Annotated in this window: 18 protein-coding genes; 10 read left to right on the top strand and 8 right to left on the bottom strand. The window is 53.1% G+C overall.

From position 1 onward, the window contains the following. Positions 1 to 74: 74 nt before the first annotated feature. The 5 genes from ACUTQY_RS14050 (at position 75) to ACUTQY_RS14030 (ending at position 4,762) form a co-directional block, all read left to right on the top strand. Positions 75 to 2,255 carry a carbon starvation CstA family protein gene (locus ACUTQY_RS14050; protein ID WP_046688159.1) on the top strand — a complete coding sequence of 727 codons (2,181 nt, stop codon included), beginning with the start codon at positions 75 to 77 and terminating at the stop codon, positions 2,253 to 2,255. Between the two features lie 218 nt (positions 2,256 to 2,473). Then, positions 2,474 to 2,677, top strand: coding sequence for a YbdD/YjiX family protein (locus tag ACUTQY_RS14045; protein WP_004953088.1), 204 nt, complete (start codon positions 2,474 to 2,476; stop codon positions 2,675 to 2,677). Positions 2,678 to 2,698: 21 nt separating this feature from the next. Further along, positions 2,699 to 3,661, top strand: a complete 963-nt coding sequence (yjiA, locus tag ACUTQY_RS14040; RefSeq protein WP_342188237.1) for a GTPase — start codon at positions 2,699 to 2,701, stop codon at positions 3,659 to 3,661. 109 nt (positions 3,662 to 3,770) lie between these two features. Beyond that, positions 3,771 to 4,034 carry a hypothetical protein gene (locus ACUTQY_RS14035; protein ID WP_047025142.1) on the top strand — a complete coding sequence of 88 codons (264 nt, stop codon included), beginning with the start codon at positions 3,771 to 3,773 and terminating at the stop codon, positions 4,032 to 4,034. Next, on the top strand, positions 4,031 to 4,762 hold the full coding sequence (locus ACUTQY_RS14030; protein WP_046688156.1) for a Fic/DOC family protein: 732 nt from the start codon (positions 4,031 to 4,033) through the stop codon (positions 4,760 to 4,762). Before ACUTQY_RS14035 ends, ACUTQY_RS14030 begins: the two co-directional genes overlap by 4 nt. Positions 4,763 to 4,777: 15 nt before the next feature. Here ACUTQY_RS14030 and ACUTQY_RS14025 read toward each other — a convergent pair whose 3' ends face one another. Further along, positions 4,778 to 5,800: a LacI family DNA-binding transcriptional regulator gene (locus tag ACUTQY_RS14025; protein WP_128868731.1), complete on the bottom strand. Its 1,023-nt coding sequence runs from the start codon at positions 5,798 to 5,800 to the stop codon at positions 4,778 to 4,780. A 284-nt stretch (positions 5,801 to 6,084) separates the two neighbouring features. Between ACUTQY_RS14025 and ascF the strand changes: the two genes are divergently transcribed. Both ascF and ACUTQY_RS14015 read left to right on the top strand, forming a co-directional pair. Continuing rightward, on the top strand, positions 6,085 to 7,527 hold the full coding sequence (gene ascF / locus ACUTQY_RS14020) for a PTS cellobiose/arbutin/salicin transporter subunit IIBC (RefSeq protein WP_046688154.1): 1,443 nt from the start codon (positions 6,085 to 6,087) through the stop codon (positions 7,525 to 7,527). Between the two features lie 16 nt (positions 7,528 to 7,543). After that, entirely contained in the window at positions 7,544 to 8,974 is a 1,431-nt protein-coding gene (locus tag ACUTQY_RS14015; protein ID WP_046688153.1) for a 6-phospho-beta-glucosidase, read from the top strand. Positions 8,975 to 9,127: 153 nt separating this feature from the next. Here the strand turns inward: ACUTQY_RS14015 and ACUTQY_RS14010 are convergent, their stop codons facing one another. Genes ACUTQY_RS14010 through ACUTQY_RS14000 form a run of 3 tightly spaced genes read right to left on the bottom strand, consistent with a single transcriptional unit; the run spans position 9,128 to position 10,447 of the window. Next, positions 9,128 to 9,331 (bottom strand): contact-dependent growth inhibition system immunity protein, encoded by a 204-nt coding sequence (locus ACUTQY_RS14010; protein ID WP_046688152.1) that lies wholly within the window; start codon positions 9,329 to 9,331, stop codon positions 9,128 to 9,130. Then, positions 9,328 to 9,615 carry a contact-dependent growth inhibition system immunity protein gene (locus ACUTQY_RS14005; protein WP_072055874.1) on the bottom strand — a complete coding sequence of 96 codons (288 nt, stop codon included), beginning with the start codon at positions 9,613 to 9,615 and terminating at the stop codon, positions 9,328 to 9,330. The genes ACUTQY_RS14010 and ACUTQY_RS14005 overlap by 4 nt, the downstream gene beginning before the upstream one ends. A gap of 4 nt (positions 9,616 to 9,619) precedes the next feature. Continuing rightward, the gene (locus tag ACUTQY_RS14000) at positions 9,620 to 10,447 is read right to left on the bottom strand and encodes an RNase A-like domain-containing protein (protein WP_046688150.1); all 828 of its coding nucleotides are present in this window, start codon (positions 10,445 to 10,447) and stop codon (positions 9,620 to 9,622) included. A 515-nt stretch (positions 10,448 to 10,962) separates the two neighbouring features. Here ACUTQY_RS14000 and ACUTQY_RS13995 point away from each other — a divergent pair. Then, on the top strand, positions 10,963 to 11,274 hold the full coding sequence (locus ACUTQY_RS13995; protein WP_046688149.1) for a hypothetical protein: 312 nt from the start codon (positions 10,963 to 10,965) through the stop codon (positions 11,272 to 11,274). 229 nt (positions 11,275 to 11,503) lie between these two features. Beyond that, complete coding sequence (locus ACUTQY_RS13990; RefSeq protein WP_084710316.1) at positions 11,504 to 12,196, top strand: HNH endonuclease; 693 nt, start codon at positions 11,504 to 11,506, stop codon at positions 12,194 to 12,196. Position 12,197: 1 nt separating this feature from the next. On the opposite strand, the gene ACUTQY_RS13985 is transcribed toward ACUTQY_RS13990, so the two are convergent. Next, positions 12,198 to 12,659, bottom strand: a complete 462-nt coding sequence (locus tag ACUTQY_RS13985) for a very short patch repair endonuclease (RefSeq protein WP_084710315.1) — start codon at positions 12,657 to 12,659, stop codon at positions 12,198 to 12,200. A 53-nt stretch (positions 12,660 to 12,712) separates the two neighbouring features. Continuing rightward, entirely contained in the window at positions 12,713 to 13,621 is a 909-nt protein-coding gene (locus ACUTQY_RS13980) for a NaeI family type II restriction endonuclease (protein WP_167337857.1), read from the bottom strand. Between the two features lie 243 nt (positions 13,622 to 13,864). Between ACUTQY_RS13980 and ACUTQY_RS13975 the strand changes: the two genes are divergently transcribed. Next, positions 13,865 to 14,947: a DNA cytosine methyltransferase gene (locus tag ACUTQY_RS13975; RefSeq protein WP_072055896.1), complete on the top strand. Its 1,083-nt coding sequence runs from the start codon at positions 13,865 to 13,867 to the stop codon at positions 14,945 to 14,947. Between the two features lie 135 nt (positions 14,948 to 15,082). Here ACUTQY_RS13975 and ACUTQY_RS13970 read toward each other — a convergent pair whose 3' ends face one another. Further along, the gene (locus tag ACUTQY_RS13970) at positions 15,083 to 15,463 is read right to left on the bottom strand and encodes a putative T6SS immunity periplasmic lipoprotein (protein WP_046688147.1); all 381 of its coding nucleotides are present in this window, start codon (positions 15,461 to 15,463) and stop codon (positions 15,083 to 15,085) included. Next, positions 15,460 to 15,981 carry a hypothetical protein gene (locus tag ACUTQY_RS13965; protein WP_046688146.1) on the bottom strand — a complete coding sequence of 174 codons (522 nt, stop codon included), beginning with the start codon at positions 15,979 to 15,981 and terminating at the stop codon, positions 15,460 to 15,462. The genes ACUTQY_RS13970 and ACUTQY_RS13965 overlap by 4 nt, the downstream gene beginning before the upstream one ends. Positions 15,982 to 16,072 lie beyond the last annotated feature (91 nt).

Here is a 16,072-nt window from a genome sequence, read left to right as displayed (position 1 = left end):
ACCGCGCCACTCTGACATCTCTTACAAGCGGATGAGTTCATTCATATTTTGCAGACTGGAATTAAGGATACCTCATGAAACGAGAGGGGATTTTAAAGCACATTCCGTGGATGCTGCTGGGGATACTCGGCGCAGCCTGCCTCGGCGTGGTGGCGCTGCGCCGCGGCGAACACATCAGCGCGCTGTGGATCGTCGTCGCTTCGGTGGCGGTGTATCTGGTGGCCTACCGCTACTACAGCCTGTACATCGCCACCAGGGTGATGAAGCTGGACGCCGGCCGTGCCACCCCGGCGGTGGTCAACAACGACGGCCTCAACTACGTGCCGACCAACAAGAACGTGCTGTTCGGCCACCACTTCGCCGCCATCGCCGGCGCCGGGCCGCTGGTGGGGCCGGTGCTGGCCGCGCAGGTCGGCTACCTGCCCGGCACGCTGTGGCTGCTGGGCGGCGTAGTGCTGGCGGGGGCGGTGCAGGACTTTATGGTGCTGTTCATCTCCTCGCGCCGCAACGGCGCCTCGCTCGGTGAGATCATCAAAAAAGAGATGGGGCCGATACCGGGCACCATCGCGCTGTTCGGCTGCTTCCTGATCATGATCATCATCCTGGCGGTGCTGGCGCTGATCGTGGTGAAAGCGCTGGCGGAAAGCCCGTGGGGCGTGTTCACCGTCTGCTCCACGGTGCCGATCGCGCTGTTTATGGGCATCTACATGCGCTACCTGCGCCCCGGCCGCGTGGGTGAAGTGTCAATCATCGGCATCGTGCTGCTGGTGGCCGCCATCTGGTTCGGCGGCGTGGTGGCGCACGACCCGTACTGGGGCCCGGCGCTGACCTTTAAAGACACCACCATCACCTTCACGCTGATCGGCTACGCGTTCGTCTCCGCCCTGCTGCCGGTGTGGCTGATCCTGGCGCCGCGCGACTACCTGGCCACCTTCCTGAAAATCGGCGTGATCGTCGGGCTGGCGATCGGCATCGTGATCCTCAATCCCGAGCTGAAAATGCCGGCGGTGACCCAGTTCGTCGACGGCACCGGCCCGGTGTGGAAAGGCACGCTGTTCCCGTTCCTGTTCATCACCATCGCCTGCGGCGCGGTCTCCGGCTTCCACGCGCTGATCGCCTCCGGCACCACGCCGAAGCTGCTGGCCAATGAGACCGACGCGCGCTTTATCGGCTACGGCGCGATGCTGATGGAGTCCTTCGTCGCCATCATGGCGCTGGTGGCGGCTTCCATCATCGAGCCGGGCCTGTACTTCGCCATGAACACCCCGCCGGCGGCGCTGGGCATCACCATGCCGGACCTGCACCGCCTGGGCACTGAAGACGCGCCGATGATCATGGCTTCGCTGAAGGACGTGACCGTGCACGCGGCGGCGGCGGTCAGCTCCTGGGGCTTCGTCATCAGCCCGGAACAGATCCTGCAGACCGCCACCGACATCGGCGAACCTTCGGTGCTGAACCGCGCCGGCGGCGCGCCAACGCTGGCGGTGGGCATCGCCCACGTGTTCCACCAGATCATTCCGGGCGCCAACATGGGCTTCTGGTATCACTTCGGCATTCTGTTCGAGGCGCTGTTCATCCTGACCGCGCTGGACGCCGGCACCCGCTCCGGCCGCTTTATGCTGCAGGATCTGCTGGGCAACTTCGTGCCATTCCTGAAGAAAACCGACTCGCTGGTGGCCGGCATCATCGGCACCGCCGGCTGCGTCGGGCTGTGGGGCTACCTGCTGTATCAGGGCGTGGTGGATCCGCTCGGCGGCGTGAAGAGCCTGTGGCCGCTGTTTGGCATCTCCAACCAGATGCTGGCCGCCGTGGCGCTGGTGCTGGGCACCGTGGTGCTGATTAAGATGAAGCGCGCGCAATACATCTGGGTGACCGTGCTGCCGGCGGTGTGGCTGCTGATCTGCACCACCTACGCGCTGGGCCTGAAGCTGTTCAGCGACAACCCGCAGCTGGAAGGCTTCTTCTTCCTGGCCGGCGAATACAAACGCAAAATCGCCGAGGGCGGCGCCGAGCTGAGCGCCCAGCAGATCGCCAACATGAACCACATCGTGGTGAACAACTACACCAACGCCGGGCTGAGCATTCTGTTCCTGCTGGTGGTGTACAGCATCATCTTCTACGGGGTGAAAACCGCGATGGCGGCGCACAAGAACCCGAAACGCACCGATCAGGAAACGCCTTACGTGCCGGTGCCGCAGGCCGCGCCCGCCGACGGCGTAACTGAGGGGGAGGTCAAAGTTTCGACCCAGCATTGATGTGATTTAACGGATACCCTGCATAATAAACGTTAAGTAGTACCCAAAGCCGCACGGCCTGCGTATCGCAAGATGCCAGGCGTGCGGCGCGATGCAATCGAGATACCCGGGGCGACCCGGAGGTGGGGCATCCCTGCGGGAACCCCATCCCCCGGCTTCCCCTAATATCAGGCTTAAGCAAGCGCTGTAGTGATGCAGGGTAAAGTTGGAGAAGGTTTATGTTCGGAAATCTCGGCCAGGCGGGGAAGTATCTCGGGCAGGCGGCGCGCATGTTGGTGGGCGTGCCTGACTACGATACCTACGTCCAGCACATGAAAGACAACCACCCGGACAAGCCGGTGATGACCTATAAAGAATTTTTCCGCGAGCGCCAGCAAGCGCGCTACGGCGGCGACGGCAAAGGCGGCATGCGCTGCTGTTAACCCGCAGTCACAAGGATCCGTATGAAACCCATCGCAGTCACCATCCTGACCGGCTTTTTGGGCGCCGGCAAAACCACCCTGCTGCGCCACATCCTGAACGCCGAACACGGCTATAAGATCGCGGTCATCGAGAACGAGTTCGGCGAAGTGCCGATCGACGACGCGCTGATTGGCGATCGCGCCAGTCGCATCACCACGTTGAGCAACGGCTGCATCTGCTGCAGCAAGTCCAACGAACTGGCGGACGCGCTGCTGGATTTGCTTGACGGCGTCGACAGCGGCCAGCTGGCGTTCGATCGGCTGATCATCGAATGCACCGGCATGGCCGATCCCGGCCCGATTACCCAGACCTTTTTCTCGCACGAGATCCTGTGCGAGCGCTTCCTGCTGGACGGCATCATCACCCTGGTGGACGCGGCGCACGCCGAGCAGCAGCTGAGCCAGTTCAGCATCGCCCAGGCGCAGGTGGGCTACGCCGACCGCATCCTGTTGACCAAAACCGACGTGGCGCCGGACTGCGAGGCGCTGATCCAGCGGCTGCAGCGGATGAACGCCCGCGCGCCGGTCTACAAGGTGACGCACGGCGATATTGATCTGAACGTGCTGTTCGACATCGAAGGCTTCACGCTGAACGACAAGCTGAACCTGACGCCAGCCACCCCGCTGTTCCGCCGCATCCCGCAGCCGCAGAGCGACATCCGCTCAATTGTCGTGACGCTGGAACGCCCGCTGCCGCTGATGCAAATCTCCGACGTGATGGAAGGCCTGCTGCTGGAATACGCCGACAACCTGCTGCGCTACAAAGGCATTCTGTCTATCGAAGACGAGCCGCGCCGCCTGCTGTTCCAGGGGGTGCAGCGGCTGTATAACGCCGACTGGGATCGGGAATGGCTGCCTGAGGAAGAGCGCAAGAGCACCTTGGTATTTATTGGCGTGGATCTGCCGGAGGAGGAGATTCGGCAGCGGATTGGGGGGTTGGGGTAAGGGCGAAAAAACGCGCCTATGGGGCACGCTGACGCATCGCAACGCGCTGCGCTTTAGCGACATCGCCGTATTGGCATGCTAAAATATGACCAATAATGGAGGATGCCCCATGACCCAAAGAGCCATCGTTAGCGTTGCCAACTATGTTCATCAACTGGCTAAAGACCATGAAATTACACATTCCCGCGACGGCATGAGCCGTATGGCGGTGGCCATTACCGGCCTGGCTGACGACGCTGTCGAATTGGATGAGGTGGAACAATTACTGGTTAACCTTAAACGAAAAGGTATCCTGACCAAATCTGAAATTCTCAGCCTTCAGGGGCGTTATTTCCGCGAACAGAGGGCCGTTCGTAAGAAATTCAAAGCATGATGTTTGATCCTTTCGGCGATTTTGATGCCAACGGCTATTTGCAAAATAGCCTGAAGCTTAAAGATCCCGATGAAATAAAAAAGGCAGAACATCTTTCATTCGAATTAAGCATCGAAGACGCCCTCAGCTACCTCGCCCAAACGCAGCGCATAGACTACCCGTCTATTCTGAAAGTTCACGAAATCCTGTTCTCTGGTTTCTATCCTTGGGCGGGAAAGGACAGAAACACGCTGGTCCCCCATCTTGCCGTCTTCAAAAGCTCAAACAACGAACCGCGCCATACGGTCTTCGAACGTCCTGATTCTATCCGCAGAGCCGTTGATTATGCGCTGCGGCTTGCAGCAGACGAACAACGCTTCAGGGAACGGCCAGGGGAAGTCATGGGATTATTGGCTTTCGCACATCCCTTTCTGGACGGCAACGGCCGCACAATTTTGTTAGTCTTCATGGAGCTCAGCTTCCGTGCCGGGTTCAGCATTAACTGGGCGGAAACGAATAAGCATGACTACCTCCAGGCTATGACTGACGAGATAAACGCCCCCGCTCAGAGACATCTCGACCAATATCTGCAACCTTTTGTCATCGACATAGCCAGCCGCGATGATTGGCCAAACATCATCGGTGGAATAAAAGGACTGGATGGTTTAGATAAAGAAAATATCTCCTACGGCAGCATGGACGATCCTGAAGTGCAGAAAATTTATATGACTTACCGTGGCGAACAATAAGCCAACCCTACCGTTTTACCCTTTTTGAAAATACGGCCCCGCCGCCACCGACTCGCGCTCGATCAGGCTGGCCGGGAAGCTGGGGCGCTTGCTGAGCTCGCCGCCGTCCAGCATCGACAGCAATCGGTTGATGGTCTCCTGGATCATCTCGGTGACCGGCATCTTCATGCTCGACAGCGACGGCACGGTATAGGGCGCCAGCGGGATGTCGTCGAAGCCGATGACCGATACCGCCTCCGGCACCGCCACGTCGCGCTCCGCCAGCCGCTTCATCGCGCCGATGGCCATTTCGTCGTTGCCGGCGACGATGGCGCTGAACGGCTGCCCGCCGGCCAGCAGCGCATCGACCGCCGCCACGCCGCTTTGCGCGTTCCATTTTCCTTCGACGATCAACGCCTCGTTAACCGCGATGCCCTGCTGCGCCAGCGCGGACTTGTAGCCGGAAAGCCGCTCCAGCCCGGTGGGGGAATCGAGCGAACCGGTGATAAAGGCGATGTCGCGATGGCCGCGCGCGATCAGGTGCGCCACCGCCACCGCGCCGGCAGCGTGCTGATCGCTGAAGATGCAGTAGCTGTCGTTCAGCCGCAGCCGCCGGTTGATCACCAGAATCGGCTGGCGGTGTTGGGAGACGATCTCGTCCATTTCCGCGATCGACAGAAAACGCGGATAGATGATCACCCCGTCGCAGCGCAGATCCAGCAAAAACTGAATGGCGGCCCGCTCCTCTTCGGCGGTGTGCTTGCCGTCCGCCAGGATCAGTTGACGGCCGTTCGCCTCCATGATGCGCGCCGACTGCGCCATCAGTTCGCTGAAATAGTTGCCGCTGTAGAGGGTGTTGGTGACCACCAGGCCGAGGGTTTGGGTGGTGTTGGTCGCCAGGCTGCGCGCCAGCAGGTTGGGCCGATAGCCGGTTTCCGCGATGGCTTTATCCACCAACGCGCGTTTCTCCTCGCTGACATAGCCGCTGCCGGACAAAACGCGCGACACCGTCGCCTTTGAAACGCCGGCCTTTTTCGCCACCTCGAGTATCGTTGCCATCTGTGCGCCGCCAAAATCCATGGGTTCAGCGCAGTCTACCCAAGACGCCCGGCGTTTGGAACGCTTTCGCGCCCCTGCGCGCCGGTGCGCACTTACCTCTAACGATCCAGATCACGAAAACGAAACGCCAAAAATCCTAGTTCTTGCCAACCACAAAAAGCCAATACATGATTTTGTGAAACCGGTTTCTTATGGGCGTTTCATACGGATGGAACGACGGATCGCCCAGGCAGTAAATATTCGCCTTTGGGCTATCCGAATTGCTATCTGAGAGACGACACGCCATGCCGAAGAACTACGCAGAGATCTCGCACACCATCGTGGCCGCCCTGGGCGGCGCGGGCAATATCGAGGCCGTGACCCACTGCATGACCCGCCTGAGATTCGTGGTGAAAGACAAAGCGCGGATCGACACGCCGGCGCTGAAGGCCATCGACGGCGTGCTGGGCGTGGTGCACAGCGGCGAGCAGTGCCAGGTGATCATCGGCAACGAGGTGGCCAAGGCCTATCAGGCGGTGCTGGCGCTCGGCATGCCGGGCGCGGCGGCCCCCGCCGCCCCGGTGAAACGCAAGCTCACCCTGAAGGGCATCGGCGCTGGCATTCTCGACGCGCTGGTGGGCACCATGTCGCCCCTGATCCCCGCCATCATCGGCGGCTCGATGGTGAAGCTGCTGGCGATGATCCTGGATATGGCCGGGGTATTCGAGAAAGGCTCCTCGACCCTCGTCATCCTCAACGTGATCGGCGACGGCGCGTTCTTCTTCCTGCCGGTGATGGTCGCCGCCTCGGCGGCGCTGAAGTTCAAAACCAACATGTCATTGGCGATCGCCATTGCCGGGGTGCTGGTGCATCCCAACTTTATCGATCTGATGGCCAAGGCGGCGCAGGGCCAGGCGGTGGAATTCGCCTTCATCCCGGTGACGGCGGTGAAATACACCTACACGGTGATCCCGGCGCTGGTGATGACCTGGATCCTGTCGCACATCGAACGCGGGGTGGATCGCATCACCCCGGCGGTGACCAAGAACTTCCTCAAGCCGATGCTGATCGTGCTGATCGCCGCGCCGATCGCCATTCTGCTTATCGGCCCGCTCGGCATCTGGATCGGCAGCGGCATTTCGGCGCTGGTCTACACCGTGCACGGCTACCTGGGCTGGCTTTCCGTGGCCATCATGGGAGCGATTTGGCCGCTGCTGGTGATCACCGGCATGCATCGGGTGTTCACCCCGACCATCATCCAGACCATCGCCGAGACCGGCAAAGAGGGCATGGTGATGCCTTCGGAGATCGGCGCCAACCTGTCGCTGGGCGGCGCTTCGCTGGCGGTGGCGCTGAAAACCAAGAACCGCGAGCTGCGCCAGACCGCGCTGGCCGCCGCCGCCTCCGCCATCGTGGCAGGGATTTCCGAACCGGCGCTGTACGGCGTGGCGGTGCGCCTGAAACGGCCGCTGGTCGCCAGCCTGATCAGCGGCTTTGTCTGCGGCGCGGTCGCTGGCATCGGCGGGTTGGCCAGCCATTCGATGGCCTCGCCCGGGCTGTTCACCAGCGTGCAGTTCTTCGATCCGGCCAACCCGATGAGCATCGTGTGGGTGGTGGCGGTGATGGCGCTCTCGGTGGTGCTGTCGTTCGCGCTCACGCTGATGCTGGGCTTCGAGGATCTGCCGGAAAACGCCGCCGCGCCCGGCCAAACCGCACCGGCGGCGAACGCCGCCGGCGCAACGCATTGAGACACCAGAGGATTGCATGTCCGATTCAACATTCCCTAAAGGATTTTTATGGGGCGGCGCTTTAGCCGCCAACCAGGCGGAAGGCGGCTATCGCGAGGGCGGCAAAGGGCTGACCACCGTCGATATGATCCCGCACGGCGCCAACCGCATGGCGGTCAAACTCGGGCTGGAGAAGCGCTTTAGCCTGCGCGACGACGAGTTTTACCCCAGCCACGACGCCATCGATTTCTACCACCGCTACCGCGACGACATCGCGCTGATGGCGGAGATGGGCTTTACCGTGTTCCGCACCTCCATCGCCTGGAGCCGGATTTACCCCAACGGCGACGAGCTGACGCCCAACCCCGAAGGCATCGCCTTCTACCGCAGCCTGTTCGAAGAGTGCCGCCAATACGGCATCGAGCCTCTGGTGACCCTGTGCCATTTCGACGTGCCGATGCACCTGGTGACCGAATACGGCTCCTGGCGCAGCCGCAGGATGGTGGAGTTCTTCACCCGCTACGCCCGCACCTGCTTCGAAGCCTTCGACGGGCTGGTGAAATACTGGCTCACCTTCAACGAGATCAACATCCTGCTGCACAGCCCATTCTCCGGCGCGGGGCTGGTGTTTGAAGCGGACGAAAACCCCGAACAGGTGAAATACCAGGCCGCGCACCACGAACTGGTGGCCAGCGCGCTGGCGACGCGCATCGCCCACGAAGTGAACCCCGCCAACCAGGTAGGCTGCATGCTGGCCGGCGGCAACTTCTACCCGTGGTCCAGCAAGCCGGAAGACGTGTGGGCCGCGCTGGAGAAAGACCGCGAGAACCTGTTCTTTATCGACGTGCAGGCGCGCGGCGCTTACCCCACCTACGCCGCCCGCGTCTTCCGCGAGAAAGGCGTGAGCATCGTCATGGAACCGGAAGACGCCGACATCCTGAAGCACACCGTCGACTTCGTCTCCTTTAGCTACTACGCCTCGCGCTGCGCCTCCGCCGACATGAACGACAACAACAGCAGCGCCGCCAACGTGGTGAAATCGCTGGCGAACCCGCACCTGCCGCGCAGCGACTGGGGCTGGGGCATCGATCCGCTGGGGCTGCGCATCACCATGAACATGATGTACGACCGCTACCAAAAGCCGCTGTTCCTGGTGGAAAACGGCCTGGGCGCACACGACGAGTTCAATGCAGCAGGCGAGATTGAGGACGACTACCGCATCAGCTACCTGCGCGAACACATCCGCGCCATGGCCGACGCCATCGCCGACGGCGTGCCGGTGCTGGGTTACACCACCTGGGGCTGCATCGACCTGGTGGCCGCCTCAACCGGAGAAATGAGCAAGCGCTACGGCTTTGTCTACGTCGACCGCGACGACCAGGGCAACGGCACCCTCGCCCGCACCCGCAAGAAATCGTTCTGGTGGTATAAGAAAGTGATCGCCAGCAATGGGGGGGATTTGGGGTAGGTTGGGGGGGGGGGGGGTTGGGGGGCTTAAATTCGTTTAAGCTGCCCCAGCTTTTGCTTTGTTTTTCGTTGCAACATGGCAAAGAACGCTACCGCGGTAGTGCCCAGCTCTCCGGCATAAACTCATCTGAAAAATGCTCCGCCATGCCCTCGTTTATACGCCCCGCATAAGTGGCCTGAAATTCTTGGCTTCCTCTAGGATATCGCGGATGACCTGACTACCGTTTTGCTTAAGGAAGCCGTCAATCACACCCTCGGCCGTTTCGGCATCAGTAAACAGATCATAATCCTGACCGAAGTAAATACTGAATAAGCTACTGAGCTCGCTGAAGTGATTGCGAATCACGATAGTGCTCAAAGCGCTTTAACCACAGCGTTTCTTGCCTGTTGCAGGAATGCGGGAACGGTGGTTCCCCATAGCTCCGGGCTGAAAGTAAAACCGAAACGTTGGCTGAATAAGGACTCCACATTATCCTGCGCCAATAACGCATCTATCTCATTGACCAAAGCCTCGCGCTGCTGATGAGTCGCCAGACGAATGTACTCTGCGATCAGCGCAGTAATATCGCCCTCTGCATTTATCAGGTCATAATCTTGACCAAAATAAACGACGATCAGGTTATCAAGTTCGCTGGTTTTCATCGGCTTATCTCGCAGGGAAAGCGCTAAGGATAAAGTAAGGTTTGCCATTATAGCGGGTAAATTCAATCACAACGCCAACCCGGTGACATTGATGGACGTCAGTACTGCCGCGTAATACCCCATAACCCACTGATTCTGTGAAATTGTGATACACACTCAAACGGCTGCCGGGAGACGCGTACTTTACCCAATTCATAATATCTGCGCGGTTCGCCTTTACCGTAACAGAAACATACTTTTCGGCCTCTTTTACCGACCTGAAGGTGCTTGCTGCGATCAGTTTCGGGCGCCTGGCTAGCCTGGCAATAAGCGCTTCCGGAGCTATATTTATATGCCGAGCCAATGTGTGCCCGCCCGGATATTTACCGCTAACGGACTCATGCTCAACCAGCTTAACCCGCCCCATACGCACGGATGCGACTCTGGCAGCGCCAACCGCTCCGGCAAAGACAAAAGGCACGGCAATATCGACCGTTAAACCAACGTTATAGGCCGTTTCCCGATCGGCACCCAATGTTTGCGCCAATAAAACGGCAGACTGATAAGTATCGGTGGTTGTTGGATGCCCGGTAATCATCTGATTGGAAGCGGCCTTGATGCTGTCCAGGCTATGCGTTCCCACCACCACACACCCAACTTTGGTGATAAACGTCGGATCCGGCGCATAGCACAACACCCCTGCCCCCATCAGCTCAACGACACCACCGGCAAGCCCCAAACCGCCAAGCAGACGGTTACTGAACGTTTCACCTTCAGTGACGCTTTCATCAGACAGCACCGCCGCAAGCTGCACCGGCGACAAGGCAATACGCAACTCATCTTCATTCGCCATGTTCGTTCATCCGTGAATTAGCAAGGCCGTATGATTAACATAAGCTCTAGAAAGGATAAATACTGGAATGGTTAACACTTCGTAGCGCGAATAGAGGATTACTGAGGATAACATTCATTTAGAGAATGTAATGACATAGATTATATTCGCTATATATAGGAAACATTACAAATATAAAAGAGCACCATAAATAACTGCGATCTGTATTCCAATGCTGAAAGCAAAAAAACTGTAATTCCATACAGCTTATTTTATCCTTTTACTGATAACGCTATAGTTTTTTCGCTGCGGCAAAATCCGCAGCCGGAGTTAGCGTTCCGAATCCCCCAACCCTGTTCGAATATGGTATAAATTCGAGCATGCCGATGCGCACCCAAACAATGGTGGCTCGGGCGGTGCTTCCTCCGGGAAGGCCGGTATCCGTTGGGGCCGGTACGCTAACGCCGTTCGAGCTACCACCCGAGTTTAGCGTCTCTTCTGGTAGCGGTATTTCTCTCCCAATGGAAATAGCCGATATGGAAAACACTTACTTACCCAACGCTTCTGAAACCATCGCCAACACCCTCACCCTCTATCGCCAACTGTTTAACCACCTCGACCTCAGCGCTTTCAATCCCTCAGAACTCTTAGACCTGGCCGCACTCTCTGCCGAGCAAGCGGAAGGTCTGTGCCACGGCCTAATGCTGTTCGGCCACTTACTGCAAAAGACCCCACAGCTGGACACTGAAGGCTGGGAACAGCTGAATCGCTATCTCAATGCTACAGCGCATCTGGTTCCTGCGCTGTGTAACCTTTATGGGCGGGCGTTGCGGGAGATGGAAGGCTAACAGCAACGGAAGAACAAGAAACTCTCTGATACCAAAGGGTGATGTAAATCAATCACCCTTGATATGTCTTTAAAAAACAATACGATAATAAAAAATGTGTGAAAATTTCGGCTCAGTAACTTTCAGCGCGAAGTTAAAAACTATAAGAGATATCAATTAGCATGATATAAAAATTGCAATTCATAATAATATTCATAAAATGAATATTATTTGATGACATGATGAATGCATGATGGCTAGCGAGAGATACACCTGGGGTGAAGAAGATTTAGAAGCATCAGTACTAGCATATATAGAAATGAAGCGAAAATCCGAATCTAATGAAAACTTTTCCAAGTTATCATATTATAAAAAACTCGGTGAGAAATTTGGCCGCTCGCCAAAATCTTTCGAGTACAGAATGCAGAATATTTCCTATGCATATCACACTCTTGGTAGGGAGTGGTTAAAGGGATTAAAGCCCGCATCTCATGTTGGCACCAAAAAATTACAACAAATTATTGAATTAATTTTTATCCACGATAAAGAAACTTTTGAAGAAGAAAATAAAGAATTTGAAATTCAAGTAGAAAATATTCTAGAAAAAGGTATATCCACTCAACCCGATGGAACAAAAAAACCAATTAAAACCATAAGACAAATTATTACCATTGCTCGAGACCCAAAAATAAAAGCCTATATACTTCAAGAAGCTAAAGGTATTTGCGAAGTTTGCGAAAAATCCGGACCTTTTCCAGATAGCAAAAATAGACCATATTTGGAAGTTCACCACCTAAAACCTTTAGCTAATGGAGGATCAGATACAGTAGGTAATACAGTTGCAGTATGTCCTAACTGTCATCGAGAGCTACATTATTCCAGGGATAAAATGACCGTACTTGAAGAGATATACAAAAAAATAAATAGACTGATAAAAGAATAAATTACACTGTCCCTTTGCCTGATATCTCGAGTAAAGGGCCTCCATTTTTTATCCAAGAACTAACCAATTCAAGTATGACATCTTCTTCAAGCCTTACTCTCCCCTGAATTGCGCATTTCCATATAATCATAACACGCCATCCCATTTCTCTTAGTTTATCCTGAATCTCAAGATCTCTTTTCCTATTATTGCAAAGTTTTACCTCCCACCACTCTCGGTTTTCTTTCGGCCACTGAAAAAAATGACAATTATGCAAATGCCAAAAACAGCCATTGACGAAAATTACACATTTATATTTTTGAAGAACGATATCAGGTTTTCCAGGTAATTTATGGACATTTACACGGTAACGAAATCCACGAGCATGAAGACGTAACCTCAGCCACATTTCAATTTCAGTGCCTTTTGTTTTAACCAAGGCCATTCTATTCCCGAGAACAGCATTATTTTCCTTCTTACCCATATTCCCATACTCTTAAAATTATTAATGGAGTGGGATGCCAATATTTTACCTATTCAGTAAGATTTAGGCCCTTGACAAACATCATCATTTTCATTTGCTACACGCCAAAAATCATTATCTATTTTACATATCCCATTAGAATCTTTAACTATTCTCACTGATATTACCTGGCCCTTTTTAATTTTTGGTAATCCTAACTCTCTACAAATTCTTGGATGTTCATTTTGATGTCCTAAAATAATAATCCCTTCTTCAGCAAGATAAGATCTAGCACCTCCATTTGCACGCACTCTTTTCATTGGATCATCTTTCGCAGAAGCAACTGTAGCTATAGTTTCCCGCTCTATAACTTTACCGGTGTAGATCCTAAATAACTCGTTAAGTCTTTGCTGGCCGGATGACGCCCCCATGATTCTTTCTCGAGTTACGGGATCCATCAAAAACAATTGATTAATAGGTATTTTGACATTATCAAATACCCATACTATTTTTCCTCGTGAAGAAGCACTAATGGTTTTCTTTCCATCCTGATTTGCACCTTGATTCAAAATGTCACTACTTGCACGTACAACCCCCAAACTAGCAGTGCCTTTCTCGTCATCTGCCTTAATCAAAATACAAATATGATTAATAGCCTCTTTAGGTATGTTCCACCCCCATCCATTCCCTGTGTATTTACAATCAACCTCAATGCCATCGATTTTATAATCCATTATATTTCCATGCTCAAGAGAAAATGCAGAGCGTAACAATATCTCAACTTTAGTACCCAGATAGGTTTTCTCAGTCTTTTCTAATTGATTATAAGCATAGCGCGCAGTTCTTGGTCCATCAATAACTTCATCAAAAGACTTTCTTATTACTTCTATAAACTTCTCACAACCGCCAGTTACATTTTTAAAATAAGATATAACTTTATTTATATCTAGATCAGAAATATATTCTAGAGATGAATTATTCATATAGCCCCACATCTTTATGAATCAAATATATGAATTATCTCTCTAACTTACATAAAAATAAAGTATTATTAATCAGTTAAAAAAATCCTGCCACTTGCATGTAGGATGAATGCCTAAGTTAAGCACCCTCCCCCAATGAGCATGATATGTATATTTAAACAGTATAAAGTGCTTTAGATCTCCCTCTTGAAACGTTAGAATACACGCATGTTCATCAACAAAGTTGGCAGGTTGCGTCTAAACATGGCTTATAAAGTTATCGATCTATTCTGTGGGGCTGGAGGCCTAAGTGCAGGCTTCATGTTCGGCGAAAATCATCCTGATTTTGAAGGAGTTTTGGCTATTGATAACAACCAACATGCATGTGATACCTACAACGCGAATTTTCCAGGCAACCATTGCATTGCGGTAAACATTGAGGAATGGCTGTCTCAGCAAGACTCGATACCTCAGGCTGATATCGTTATCGGCGGGCCTCCTTGCCAAGGATTCAGCCTGTTGAATAAAAAACGAGAAGGTGACCATCGCCGTGCATTATGGGAACCCTATATGGACATCGTTGCATCCTCCGGCGCCAAGATGTTTATCATGGAAAATGTGCCCGGATTGCTGAAGAGTGATGAATTTTTGGACATTCAGGCCCGTGCCAAAGAAATGGATTTTCACTTAGTTTACGACGTCTTGAACACAGCAGACTATGGCGTCCCTCAGACAAGACGTAGAGCTATAGTCATTGGGTACAACTTGCAGCATTTTTCCATAGATTCGCTTCCTGAATTTCCACCGGCCAAAACGCATGTAAGCCCTCAGCAAGCAGCCCAAAATGCAGACTTACCTACTTGGCAAGATGTCAAATCTGTTATCGCCGATCTTGATGATCCTGAAGGCGTTGAAATTAGAAATATTTCAGCTCCTTATGATCTACACTTTGGCCGAACTCCAACAGAAGTTAGTTTACGTAGATACAAGTCAGTACCACCAGGTGGTAACCGATTTGATCTCATGAAAAATGCACCAGAAATTACACCACAATGTTGGATAAACAAGCCAAGCGGTGGTACAGATTTATTTGGGCGTTTATGGTGGGATCGCCCATCAGTAACAATACGAACTGAGTTTTTTAAACCGGAAAAAGGACGTTATCTGCATCCAGAAAAACATCGTCCTATTACCCACCGGGAAGCAGCAAGGATTATGACATTCCCAGATAACTTCAAGTTTTGTGGCACAAAAATTGAGGTTGCAAAACAAATCGGCAACGCGGTTCCTGTAAAATTCGCGCGGAAAATTGCCGAATATGTATATACAACCTTAAAAACTATTTAACACTCTCTTGCTATGATGAAAATCATAGCAAGAAGTATTCAGTTCAATAATATAAAACACAGATAATTTAGTTGGCTATTATATCCATACTGTTTTCCCAACAGCATTTTTTCCAACAAACTATCCCCTAAAAAACTAATTCGATTTCAACATAACCTCTTCACCCCGTTTCCACACGATAAACCCGGCTTCATACGGATGCAAAGGCGTACTGACAATAACACTGTATCCTTCACCAGGGATAAAATCATACTCATCGATGCCAGGAACACACTTCCCAGGCTCCAATGCAACAGGCGTGTTTGCATATGATTTTTCATAGACATAATTATCATTGCCATACTTCCATATGGCTACCGTGAGAATGGACTCTTCTCTTTCCATGTCATTCTTATCGACAAAAACGCAGATCTTGCTACCGACGGTCGTTGCTTTTGCCGGGCGTAAATTGACTTTATCCCCCATAGGGCAACCAGAGATAAAAAGAGGAATAAAGAGTAAGAGGAGTTTTTTCATAGTGGCAGCCCTGCGCTTCTGATTATGGGTTGAAATTTTGACAATGTACTTCTGTCTACTATCCCTGAGTAATTCCTACCGTATAAACCGATAAAATCGCTAACGCCAAACTTCTTGAGGTAGAAATAGTCTGCAATTATCGATGCTTGCTGTTCCATACTATACTCACGCAACAGCAGCCGATCGAGCCGATATTGATAGCTCACCGCCCAACTGAGAAGCCCACGGGTACGCACCCACATGCCTTTTTGATGCTGCCAAACATGTGCCATCTCGTGGATAAACAGGTGCTGTGCCAAATGATGCACCGTAAAATCAGGTCGGTATAAAACCCTACGAAAGTACAACTCCCCATTCGGGCTCATCGCCGTGTACTGATTCTGCAACCCAAATGGCAGGTAGCTGTCGCAATGGACCAACACACTCTGATAGAAAATGGTGCTGCCAAACACCGAGCGTGCCAGATTGACTTCGCCCGGTGTTAACGCCCGCGTGATCCCTTCCTGTTGTGGCTCCATCCTGGAACTCCTTGATCCGAAAGAGTTCAATGAAACGTCATTTTAACCTTTAAGGTCAATCAGATAGGCCTTAGGAAAGCATCAGGAAGAT

It is taken from the genome of Serratia sp. TSA_130.1 (assembly GCF_052691795.1).
The sequence above is the reverse complement of the archived record's forward strand: the minus strand, read 5'-3'. Positions and strand labels throughout refer to the sequence as shown.